The sequence below is a fragment of the Flavobacterium sp. LB2P53 genome, from assembly GCF_003970305.1.
Classification (GTDB): Bacteria; Bacteroidota; Bacteroidia; order Flavobacteriales; family Flavobacteriaceae; genus Flavobacterium.
Map to the genome: position 1 here is coordinate 1 of NZ_RYDG01000005.1, position 12284 is coordinate 12284.

The following is a 12284-nucleotide window of genomic DNA, read 5'->3' on the forward strand; positions in this document are numbered from 1 at the left end:
CGAATTCGACCTTTAGTGCTTAAAAATCAAAAAGATGCAATATAAAATTCCTTAACTTAATGACATTGCGCTCGCGCTAGCGGGGGAATTATGCAAATTATTTGAACGATTTTTTGTACAAATTATCTAACATAGAGAAAGGAGGTATTAGACAGTTTGACGTCCCAGCGCTTTGCGAGGTTGCGGACTAAATAAGCCTTAACTTTTAGGTTATTACTGAACTTTATTGATATGCCAAAACTTTGAATTAATCACTTACCCCGCAATCTTGCAAAACGCTTGTTATACCACGTTATACAAAAAAGTGAACTCCATAATTTATGAAATTCACTCTTTATTATAAGTTAAAATTCAGATTTAATCATTCAAAGTACATTTTGTGCAAGAACCAGCATCACAATATTTTGCACCCATAAATGATTTTTTTACACAACCAGAACCACTACTACAACTGCAAGTAACAGCTGCATCATCAATTTCAGAAATACCTAATTCTGTTGAAAAAGAATTTGATTTTACTGGAACCATTATTTCATTACCAAATAAATTAACTTTTGAAAATGAATAACCCGCAGGTGGATTTTTGTTTTCAGTAATAAAACTTGGTATATTTTTATCATAAATTACAGAATAAAATTCCAAAAGTGCTTTTTTAACTTCTGTTTTATTTAAAAAATGCTCTGAAATACTTTTAGAAATAATTTTGTTTTTCGATGAAGTTAAAAGACTTTTTGATTCAGATACAAAACTAACCCCCATATTATAATCAATTATTCCAAGAATTTTAATATTTTGTTTTGTTCCAATTCTAGCTGTTGACATCGTGCATGTTGTACAACCACTATTCATTACACAATAATATTCACCTTGAGCTTTTACAGGAGAACAACCTGAACCTTTTGTGCATGAACATGTAACACTTACATCAGAAATTTCAGCGATTGCTCGATGACTTGAATTACCATTTGAGTCTAATTCTGAAATTAAAAAGTAAAAATCTTTTGGCAAACGTATTTCAAAGTTATCTTCGGATTTTTTAAAAACTTTGCTACCTTCAGGAAATGGAATGCCTTCAGTTCCAGAATTTATAATATCTGCAATTCTTTTTGCATCTTTACTTGAGTCAAGTGTTTCTACTTTTATCTCATTTTCTTCATTGGAACAGCCAATAAAAAGAATAGATAATGCCATAATGATTACTAGATTTGTAAAATATTTTTTCATTTTTTATATAGTTTAAATTATTAATTTTAAAAGTATAAAATTTATTTGATTTGTTCGCAAGTAATTAAATTATAATTACTTGCGAAAATTCGGAAAGATTTTTTATCTTTTTTTCATAACGTTATTCAATAATGTGGTATAACGTCCCGCTAGTAGGCGATGGTCGGGCTAAATAAAGCTATTATTTCGGATAATCACTATTTTTCAAGTACAAAACCAACTTCAAATTAAGCCTAATTCCCGACTATTGCTTACTAGCTGTTAGCGGTAGTGCTTAGTTCTCTTTAAATTCTATTCCGTTAAATTTCGCCCCATTTTTTGTCATGTAACCTTCATATTTTTTTTATCTAAAACATCTTTAATATCACCATTTTCTCCAACTTCAACTATTGGTGGGCAATCACTACATTTATATTCAACAGCAACAAAACTCAATTTATTTCCATTCTTTTTAACCGCTCCTTTGTAACGATACATTTCACCAGTTTTTTTGAAAGCTGATTTTTCATCTGTTGTTATCGAAACTGAATTTCGTTCAACTATTACGCTATCATTTTTAAAAGTTAAATTTGTTTGAAAGTGCTGGTTTGCAGCATCAAAATATTCATCTTCCTCAAGTCCCGATAATGTTTTTCCATTGAGCGAGTTATTTTGACAAGACGATAAAACTAAACATAAAAAAGTCAAAATAATTTGGTGTGTTTTTTCCATAATAGTGTTTTTGCGTTATTTTTTCAGAGCATTACCGCTAACTTGTATATAGGCGATACAAACTTTCGCATATACACCCATATATGGGTAGATTGGCGAAGGTTTCTTTCGCTTTATTAATTTCCAAATATGTAAATAATTCTTTACAAATAATCAAATGCGTTTTTTATTTATTGTACGTTTTTTTGTAAACGTGTATTTGATCGCTACTCTTTTATGTATCGCAAAATCACTAGCCCCGACAGCAGCGGAAAGCCTATGCCGGTTGAAAAACATTTTTTTCTGGTGGTGGCAGAGCGACCAAAGGAAGCTACTGACAGCGGCTAGAAAAAGGGTTTGAAACCAAATAGCTTGCAGCGTAGGGCGGGAATGGCTCCAGAAATAAATTAAGAACAAAAAAAATTCCCCAACTACTTTCGTAATTGAGGAATTTAATTTTAAGGAATTGAAACGGTTTAGTTAACAATAACCCATTGTCCTGAAGCGATTAGGCTTTCGGCTTTTTTGTATTTCATTTCTTGAGTTTGTCCGTTGGCCACGTTCTGAATCGTAACAGTATCATTGCGATTAATTTTTGGCATATCTCTCACGATAGTTTCGGTAACTTGACGTTGTTGCGTTTGTCCCGCTTCACGATTTTGTGTTGCTAATTCATCAGAATTCAGCACCTCGTCTTTGCTCAATTGAAAGTCTTCTTTCTGACGTACTTCTTTTGCCTCCTGAATTTGTTGGTTTTCTTGAGCCGGTAAATCACCTTTGAACAAGAATGAAATTACTTCTTTATTTACATTGTCAATCATAGCTCTAAACAAATTGAAAGCCTCGAGTTTGTAAATTAGCAATGGATCTTTTTGTTCGTGAACCGCAAGTTGTACCGATTGTTTCAACTCATCCATTTTACGCAAGTGTTTTTTCCAAGCTTCATCAACAATAGATAATGTAATATTTTTTTCAAAATCAGCAACAAGTTGAGCTCCCTCAGTTTCGTAGGCTTTTTTCAAATCAGTAACTACATTCAACGATTTGATTCCATCTGTAAATGGAACAACAATGCGTTCAAATTGGTTGTTTTTGTCTTCGTAAACATTTTTTATAATAGGAAATGCTTCTCTGGCGCTTCGTACTGTTTTTTCGGTGTAATATTCTAATGTAGCTTTGTATACTTTACCTGTTAATTCCATTTCGCTGAGTTTTATGAACTCACTTTCAGTAACCGGTGATGTAATAGAGAAATAACGAATTAATTCGAATTCGAAGTTTTTGAAGTTATTTGCTGCTTTGTTTTGGTCCACAATCAATTCGCAAGTGTCATAAAGCATGTTGGCAATATCGAGTTTCAAACGCTCACCAAACAAAGCATGACGACGGCGTTTGTAAACCACTTCACGTTGTGCATTCATTACGTCATCATATTCCAATAAACGCTTCCGAACACCAAAGTTGTTTTCTTCTACCTTTTTCTGAGCACGTTCGATAGATTTGGTCATCATAGAATGCTGAATCACTTCGCCTTCCTGTAATCCCATTCTGTCCATCACTTTTGCCACTCTTTCAGAACCAAACAAACGCATGAGATTGTCTTCCAGAGAAACATAAAACTGAGAACTTCCCGGATCACCCTGACGTCCTGCACGACCACGCAACTGACGATCCACACGACGCGAATCATGACGTTCCGTACCTACAATTGCTAATCCACCTGCGGCTTTTACTTCGGCAGATAATTTAATATCGGTACCACGACCCGCCATGTTTGTTGCAATTGTTACCACACCAGGTTTCCCTGCTTCTTCAACGATTTGCGCTTCTTGTTTGTGCATTTTTGCATTCAAGACATTGTGTGCAACACCTCTCATTTTCAACATTCGGCTTAACAATTCTGAAATCTCTACTGAAGTTGTACCAATAAGAACCGGTCTCCCTGCTTTAGATAATTCTGAAACGTCTTCGATTACGGCATTGAATTTTTCACGAGTAGTTTTATAAATAAAATCTTCTTTATCTTTTCTGGCCATTGGTCTGTTCGTAGGAATTTCTACCACGTCCAGTTTGTATATTTGCCACAACTCACCTGCTTCAGTAGAGGCTGTTCCTGTCATTCCTCCCAGTTTGTTGTACATTCTGAAGTAATTCTGTAATGTAACTGTTGCAAATGTTTGTGTTGCTGCTTCAATTTTTACATTTTCTTTGGCTTCAATGGCTTGGTGTAAACCGTCAGAATACCGGCGACCGTCCATTATACGTCCCGTTTGCTCATCAACAATCATGATTTTGTTGTCCATGATTACATATTCTACATCTTTTTCGAATAAAGCGTATGCTTTCAAAAGTTGTGTCAGGGTGTGGATGCGCTCACTTTTGATTCCGAAATCTTGAAATAATTTTTCCTTCTCTTCCGCTTCTGCATCTTTATCAAGTTTTCTTTTTTCGATAGCGGCAATTTCGGTTCCAATGTCCGGAAGTACAAAAAAGTCAGAATCAGTATCTCCGGAAAGGAATTGGATACCATTGTCAGACAGTTCTACCTGATTGTTTTTTTCTTCAATAACAAAATACAATGCCTCATCAATCTTGTGCATTTCTCTTTTGTTATCCTGCATGTATTGATTTTCGGTTTTTTGAAGCAATTGTCTAATTCCTTCTTCACTCAAAAATTTAATCAATGCTTTATTTTTTGGTAATGCTCGGTAGGCTCTTAACAATTGGAATCCACCTTCTTTAGTGTTTCCTTCTTTTATTAATTTTTTAGCTTCAGATAGGAAGCCGTTTGCCAATTGACGTTGTAAACTAACCAAATTTTCAATTTTTGGTTTCAATTCATTAAACTCATGGCGATCTCCCTGAGGAACTGGACCTGAGATAATTAATGGTGTTCTTGCATCATCAATCAAAACAGAATCGACTTCATCGACAATCGCATAATTATGTTTTCTTTGCACTAAATCTTCTGGAGAATGTGCCATATTATCTCTCAAGTAGTCAAAACCAAACTCATTATTGGTTCCGTACGTGATATCAGCATCGTATGCTTTTTTTCTTCCTTCTGAGCTTGGTTGATAATTGTCAATACATTCTACTGACATACCATGAAATTCAAATAAAGGTGCTTTCCATGTACTATCTCTTTTTGCCAAATAATCGTTGACAGTCACTAGATGTACTCCGTTTCCTGTCAATGCATTTAAGTAAAGCGGCAAAGTTGCCACTAATGTTTTTCCTTCACCTGTTTGCATTTCTGCTACTTTTCCTTCATGTAAAACCATTCCGCCAATTAATTGTACGTCATAGTGAATCATGTCCCAAGTAATTTCTTTACCCGCAGCACTCCAAGAATTTGCCCAGATCGCAGTGTCTCCATCTAGAGTTATATAGCTTTTTGTTGCCGAAAGTTCACGGTCTTTTGCAGTGGCAGTTACAATTACTTGTGTACTGTCTTTGAAACGTCTAGCCGTTTCTTTGACTACAGCAAAAGCTTCCGGAAGAATTTCTAACAACGTTTTTTCCGAAATATCATAAGCCTCTTTTTCCAGCGCATCAATAGCGACGTAAATATCCTCTCGTTTGTCGATATCTTCAATACTTTCAACTTCTACTTTCAGAGCACTAATTTTAGCATCTTTTTCAGAACGGTCTTGTTTTATTTTTTCTTTGAAAAATGCAGTACGCGCTCTAAGCTCATCATTAGATAATGCCATTAGAGGAGTTTCAAAAGTTTTAATTTTGTTAAGATACGGCTGTAAAGCTTTCACATCTTTTTGAGATTTATCCCCAACAAAGACTTTGATAATACTATTTATAAAACTCATAATATGTTTTTATTTCTGTTTGTGTAATTCTGTAAATTTAAACAAAAAAAAAGCCTCTTTAGAGACTTTTTCTTGGTTTACTTTTTAATATTCATCCTCATTCCAAAGATAATCTTCGTCTGTAGGATAATCTGGCCAAATTTCTTCCATTGATTCATATATCTCGCCTTCATCTTCTATAGACTGAAGGTTTTCTACTACTTCTAATGGAGCTCCAGCTCTAATAGCGTAGTCAATAAGTTCGTCTTTGTTAGCAGGCCACGGTGCATCACTTAGATAGGATGCTAATTCTAATGTCCAATACATCTTGTTGTCTGTTTAGTTTTGTGCAAAAATAAATTTTTTACTGAAAAAGACAAGTAAAAAATCATTTATTTTAATAAAAAGTTAAGAACGTTTTTTTTGATTTAAATTTTGCGGTTAAAAAGTTTGCATTTTTTCACCATAAATACAACTGAAAAAGACCTTAAATGCTGCAAATTATTTTCTAGGAATCCATTGAACTTCCGTAGCTTTCAGATCATGAGACAACTTTCGTGCCAACACAAAAAGGTAGTCAGAAAGTCGGTTCAGGTACTTTATTGCGATTTCTGCAACCGGTTCGTTGTGGCTTAAATGAACTGCTAAACGCTCCGCTCTACGGCATACGCAACGTGCTATATGACAATATGACACGGTTGTATGTCCTCCAGGAAGTACGAAATGAGTCATGGGTGGTAAGGCTTCTTCCATAGCATCGATTTCATTTTCCAACAGTTCAATATCTGATTCAATTATTCCGAGTTTTTTTAATCGAAGTTCACCGTTTTTTAACACCTCTTTTTCTGGAGGAGTTGCTAATATTGCACCTACTGTAAACAAACGATCCTGAATCTCGATTAGAATTTCTTTGTAATGGGAATTCATTTCCTGATCGCGGATTAGTCCAATGTGAGAATTCAATTCGTCTACCGTACCATAACTTTCTATTCGTGCATGATCTTTTGGGACTCTGGTTCCGCCAAAAAGTGCCGTAGTTCCTTTATCTCCAGTCTTTGTATATACTTTCATCCAAGGTTTGTGTTAATTTATGATTTGTTTGATGGAAACAAATTTACTGTATTAATTCCACTATTGCCGTAACAAATCGTTCCAGTGAACCTTCACTTAAATTGAAATATAAATCAGGTTCAATGCATTCAATTTCCATTAAATAAAGTTCATTATCAATCAGTATCCCATCTACCCTGGCGTACAGTAAGTTCTCTTGAAAAGTATCAACAACTTTTTGTGCTTTTTCAATCAATTCTGAACTGGGATGTACCAAATTATAGATGCCACCAAATAGGGATTGTACTCTAAAATCTCCATTTACCGGCTTTTTGTTAACCGCATGAGAGAATTTTTTATTGAAAAAGATAAATGAAGTTTCACCTAGAGTCTGAATCTCCGGCATAAATTCCTGTAACAGCAAGTCTTTCTCTGCAGCTATGGTCGCATATTTCTGGTTTATTTCTTCACTATCTGATGTTTCAAAAACTTCAGTGAGATACGATCCTGCCGAAAATGCGGGTTTTATGACTGCTTTTTTCCAATGGGAAGGTAGGTGTTCAGCTAGATTCAGAGTGTCTGTTTTGTCAATAAATACGGTTGGTAATATTGTGATTCCTTGCTTTTGCATTTCACGCAAATAAAACTTGTGTATGTTTTGTTTGATTATTTCAATCGGGTTAAGTGTTTTGATACCCAGTTTTTCTATTTGGTGGAGCCAAATATTAAATTCGGTTTCTTTTTCGAAATAATCCCAAGTATTGCGAAAAATCAAGTAATCAAAATCAGTCCAGTTAATGGTTTTGTCACTCCAAATCACCGCTTTGGCGTTAATATTATATTTTGCTAGTGCAGGAATTATTTTTTGATCTTCAGGATTTAAATCGGGAAGTTTTTGGCAGGTTAGTATGGCGATATTCATTTTAGGTACTAGTTTTTATTTGGGGGTTTAAAAGATATTTGTGAGTGGGATTTTTTAGCCCGGATAGAAGCGGTATCCTCTTTCTTTTTTCTTTTTAAAAAAGAAAGAGATACAAGCGTATAGCCGGAAAAAGCTCCTAAAAAAAATTATTTGGTCGTATCGCTTTCAATAATTCCGTCACGCAAACGTATAATTCGATGCGCATACGCGGCAATTTCTTCTTCGTGCGTTACTAAAATAACGGTGTTCCCATTGGTATGGATGTCTCCAAAAAGTTTCATGATTTCAAGAGAGGTTTTGCTGTCTAAATTTCCTGTAGGTTCATCCGCTAAAATGATGGACGGCTTATTGACCAAGGCACGTGCAATTGCCACCCGCTGGCGTTGACCTCCTGAAAGTTGGTTGGGTTGGTGATCCATTCTGTCAGCAAGATTTACTTGTTCTAAAACTTCCGTGGCGCGTTTATTTCTATCAGATTTAGAGAAACCGGCATAAATCATGGGTAAAGCTACATTGTCTAGTGCGGTAGTTCTGGGTAAAAGATTGAAAGTTTGGAAAACAAATCCTATTTCTTTATTGCGAATTTCGGCTAATTCATCATCTTTCATCTGGCTGACATCCTTCCCATTCAGGATGTAACTGCCAGAAGTTGGCGTGTCTAAGCAACCTAATAAATTCATTAAGGTAGATTTTCCGGATCCTGAAGGTCCCATTAATGCTACGTATTCGCCTTTATTTATTTCTAAATCAATGCCTTTGAGAACATATACAATTTCATTTCCAAGCACAAAATCTCGTTTGATATTGGTTATTTTGATTAGCGGGTTTGCCATTAGAATGTATGATTTTTTGACCTTCGACGGTGCGTAGGGTGCTATTAAATTAGATTTTAAAAGTACAAAAGACTTTTGAATTATTAATAAGTAGATGTTTTTTAAATTTGTTACATTTTGAGCTTAGATTTATGCGGTCAGATAATTTTTTATTAATGAAGCACTTGCGTTTTTTTTCTATTTTCTTGGTAAATGTATTTTTTAATACGTTAAATCATTCTATTAAATTTTATGTTATTATAGTATAAATTTGTATAATTTACACTTTATTGGTATTTATTTCATAATTATTTTAATTATTTATAACATTTTTTGGTTATAATTGATAATATAATAATATTACTTATTTTTGTTAAAAGTATTAATCAAATCAAGAAGTTATGAAAAGTACAAAAATGGTGTTAGGAATAGCGGTAGTCGCTTTAGGATTTGCCTCCTGTAAAGATGAAAAAACAGAGCAAGCGGAGAAAATAGTGGATTCTTATGTGATGTATGTGGATTCATTAGGGAATGTTTCTTCCGAGAATGCTAAAGCAAACTGGCAAGGAATTGAAGCTACGTATCAATTAAAAAGTGGTAATGCAAAGGCAGCATTGGCAAATATGAAAGACAATGCGGAGGCGCAGAAATACCTTGATGAAGCAAATGCTAAATACGAGGCTTTGAAAGCAAAATACGAAGCCAAAATAGAGGCTCAAGATAAAGCCGCCGCTGCTGCAAACCCAAAACAACAAATGAGAAATACTTTATTTGGTGAAGGGAAAGTGGGTGAGGATATGAGTTTTGCTTGGGTGGATAAAGACAATATTCTTAGCGTGTACCAGCAATTTGTAGATGCAGTTGAAACGAACAAAGATAAGTATTCTCGTGAAGACTGGGACGAAATCAAATTGATGTATGAAGCATTGGACAGTAGAAAAAATACAGTTGAAAAAGAAGGACTTTCAGTGGATAATAACAGAAAAATTTCGGGTTTAAAATTAAAATTTGCACCAATTTATACGCTAAACAGGATGGGAGCAAAATCTGGAGAAATGAAAAAAGCTAAAGAATAAAAAGTAGTTATTCTATATTGAAAATGGCAGTCAGCAATGGCTGTCATTTTTTTTAGGTTCGAATCACAAAATGTTCTTTTGGTTGTTCTCTCCTAAAAAATACCAATCCCCACTGAAATGTGTCAATTGTTACCGTTACTTTGGGATGGTTTTTTATAATTTCCCAAGCTTGTTCCATTTCTGGCGACCAGTGAATGTCATCGAATATCCAAAGGGTTTCGTTCGTAATGGTAGGAAGTAATACTTCAAAATAGTCTAATGTTGCTTTCTTGGAGTGATTGCCGTCGAAGTAAATTAGGTTATGGGTTCTAGGCTTTAGGCTTTCGGTTTGTAAATAAGTACTGAACTCAGTTATTACACTTTCTACATTATTGCAATTGATTTTTTGCAATTGATTTTTTGCCAGTGCCATTGTATTAGGACATCCCTCAAGCGTTGTGATTGTTGCTTTTAAATTCCCTAAAGCTAGGGCAGAAGTCGCCAATCCCAATGAAGTTCCAATTTCTAAAATAGAGTCCGGTTGAAAATAATTGGTGATTCTAAAAAGTAATTCAGCTCGCTTGGGAGAAATCCCTGCTGTTTTGGCAATCTTGGCAATAACTCTGGAATTCGATTTAAACACTTTGGAACCCGCACCAAAATCAGTGACTTCAATGGTATTATTGTTTGCTAAAAGCGAGTTTCTATATTCTCTTAAAATCGTATATTCCGGTTTTGATTTTTTATCATAAAAGCATCTCGTCAATAAAGTAAACACAAATGGCGAATGCACCGCATGCTCATTTTTTGAGTGCCAAAGGAATTGTAAATACGATTTGATTTGAAACAGCATGGAACTTTTTTGTTACACAGAGATTCTCAAAGAGAAAACACGAAGATACACTGAGTTTTTCAATTTTGTGAATCTTTGCGGTTGCTTCGTGCATCTTGGTGAAAGAACATTGTGGGTGCGAAGATAGTAAGATAATAGTCGAAAGTCAAAATACAATTCTATCATCTTTGCGCTTCGACTTCCGACTGTATTGCTTCGAAACATTACGACTTTAAAAAGGCTATATTTGCAGCCTTGGAATTTACACAAGAATAGTATCCATTTTTTTTACGATGATGATTGAACAAATAGAACATAAAACTACGATAAGCTCTGAAGAAATTGACCGCTGCATCGCTATTTTAGCACAATTGAATACGGATACGGATCAAATATTTGATATTCCAAAAGAGCAACGCACCGCTTTAATCAAAGCGGCAGGTATGTTTTCCAGACCCGATCGTGACGAGCTTTCTCGGAGAAAAAAAGACGGTAAAGTGGCTGCTAAACGCAAAATGGAAAAGCGAGACCGAACCGCCCGTAAGGTAACCGGAATCCGCCATGCGCGTGAAGCAAGTGTTTTTATGGCGCCAAAACTTTTGGCTTACAATGATCTTGTGAACAAAGAACAATTGGAACTGGAAACTCCACGAAACTGTTACGTGTGTAAAACGGAGTTTACTAAAATGCACCATTTTTACGATACAATGTGTACCGATTGTGGCGATTTTAATTATGCCAAACGTTTTCAAACCGCAGATGTAAATGGGCAAGTTGCCGTTATCACAGGTTCTCGTCTAAAAATTGGATATCACATTACGTTGATGTTGTTGCGTGGTGGAGCAACCGTTATTGCAACAACTCGCTTTCCGGTGGATTCCGCATTGCGTTTTTCTAAGGAAGACGATTTCATGGATTGGGGACATCGTTTGAAAATTCACGGATTGGATTTGCGACACATTCCAAGTGTAGAGATTTTCTGCAATTTTATAGAGCAAAAATACGATCGTTTGGATATTCTGATTAATAATGCGGCGCAAACGGTGAGGCGTCCTGCGGGATTTTATACGCATCTAATGGAAAATGAGGAGCGTTCTATCGCTTCTTTGCCGGAACAAGCACAAGAATTATTGCTGGATCATACCAATTGTTTGGATGAATTAAAAGTGTTGACAGCAGGGGCTTCCTCCAATCAGAATATGCCGGTGACTTGGCACGGACCAGAACCTGGAATTGGGTTGCGGGCTTCCGCTAAATTGTCTCAAATTCCGTATTCGTTTGATAATGCTTTGGTGGCAAATGAAGTTTTCCCGGAAGGGGAACTTGATGCCGATTTACAGCAAGTCGATTTGAGAAAAACCAACAGCTGGCGTTTACGTTTGGGACAAATAGAAACCACAGAAATGATCGAAGTGCAACTGGTGAATTCCGTGGCGCCTTTTGTATTATGTAACCGCCTTTCAGAAGTGATGAAGAAAGAGAACACTGGGAAAAAGCACATCATTAATGTGTCGGCGATGGAAGGGAAGTTTCATCGCTTTTTCAAAGAAGACCGTCATCCACATACCAATATGGCCAAAGCTGCTTTGAATATGCTGACACATACTTCCTCAGGAACTTTAGCAAAAGACGGCATTTTTATGAATGCGGTTGATACCGGCTGGGTAACCGACGAAGATCCTGCAGAATTAGCCAAAAGAAAACAGGAAGAAGAGGATTTTCAACCGCCATTAGATATTGTGGATGGAGCAGCACGAGTGATGGATCCGTTGTTTGACGGTATTAATACAGGAAAACATTGGTGCGGGAAGTTTTTGAAAGATTACAATCCGATTCCTTGGTAGAAATCCCCCTAACCCCCGAAGGGGGAATTAAAAAAGGATATAGAATAAA

Annotated in this window: 10 protein-coding genes; 2 read left to right on the forward strand and 8 right to left on the reverse strand. The window is 35.7% G+C overall.

Annotated features, from left to right (window positions below; genetic code table 11):
* Nucleotides 1-357: 357 nt before the first annotated feature.
* The 7 genes from EKL95_RS07550 to EKL95_RS07580 form a co-directional block, all read right to left on the reverse strand.
* Nucleotides 358-1224 carry a hypothetical protein gene (locus EKL95_RS07550; RefSeq protein ID WP_126563886.1) on the reverse strand — a complete coding sequence of 289 codons (867 nt, stop codon included), beginning with the start codon at nt 1222-1224 and terminating at the stop codon, nt 358-360.
* Nucleotides 1225-1545: 321 nt separating this feature from the next.
* Nucleotides 1546-1935, reverse strand: coding sequence for a hypothetical protein (locus EKL95_RS07555; RefSeq protein ID WP_126563887.1), 390 nt, complete (start codon nt 1933-1935; stop codon nt 1546-1548).
* A 455-nt stretch (nt 1936-2390) separates the two neighbouring features.
* Complete coding sequence (gene secA, locus EKL95_RS07560; protein ID WP_126563888.1) at nt 2391-5741, reverse strand: preprotein translocase subunit SecA; 3351 nt, start codon at nt 5739-5741, stop codon at nt 2391-2393.
* An 84-nt stretch (nt 5742-5825) separates the two neighbouring features.
* On the reverse strand, nt 5826-6047 hold the full coding sequence (locus EKL95_RS07565) for a DUF2795 domain-containing protein (protein WP_007138072.1): 222 nt from the start codon (nt 6045-6047) through the stop codon (nt 5826-5828).
* A gap of 174 nt (nt 6048-6221) precedes the next feature.
* Nucleotides 6222-6791, reverse strand: coding sequence for a cob(I)yrinic acid a,c-diamide adenosyltransferase (locus EKL95_RS07570; protein ID WP_126563889.1), 570 nt, complete (start codon nt 6789-6791; stop codon nt 6222-6224).
* A 43-nt stretch (nt 6792-6834) separates the two neighbouring features.
* Nucleotides 6835-7692, reverse strand: a complete 858-nt coding sequence (locus EKL95_RS07575) for a RimK family alpha-L-glutamate ligase (protein WP_126563890.1) — start codon at nt 7690-7692, stop codon at nt 6835-6837.
* Nucleotides 7693-7838: 146 nt separating this feature from the next.
* Nucleotides 7839-8525 (reverse strand): ABC transporter ATP-binding protein, encoded by a 687-nt coding sequence (locus EKL95_RS07580; protein ID WP_126455103.1) that lies wholly within the window; start codon nt 8523-8525, stop codon nt 7839-7841.
* Nucleotides 8526-8905: 380 nt separating this feature from the next.
* Here EKL95_RS07580 and EKL95_RS07585 point away from each other — a divergent pair, with 380 nt between their 5' ends.
* On the forward strand, nt 8906-9580 hold the full coding sequence (locus EKL95_RS07585) for a DUF6565 domain-containing protein (RefSeq protein WP_126563891.1): 675 nt from the start codon (nt 8906-8908) through the stop codon (nt 9578-9580).
* A gap of 52 nt (nt 9581-9632) precedes the next feature.
* Here the strand turns inward: EKL95_RS07585 and EKL95_RS07590 are convergent, their stop codons facing one another.
* Complete coding sequence (locus tag EKL95_RS07590) at nt 9633-10412, reverse strand: O-methyltransferase (RefSeq protein WP_126563892.1); 780 nt, start codon at nt 10410-10412, stop codon at nt 9633-9635.
* Nucleotides 10413-10684: 272 nt separating this feature from the next.
* Between EKL95_RS07590 and EKL95_RS07595 the strand changes: the two genes are divergently transcribed.
* Nucleotides 10685-12235 carry an SDR family NAD(P)-dependent oxidoreductase gene (locus EKL95_RS07595; protein WP_126563893.1) on the forward strand — a complete coding sequence of 517 codons (1551 nt, stop codon included), beginning with the start codon at nt 10685-10687 and terminating at the stop codon, nt 12233-12235.
* The last annotated feature ends 49 nt before the right edge of the window (nt 12236-12284 follow it).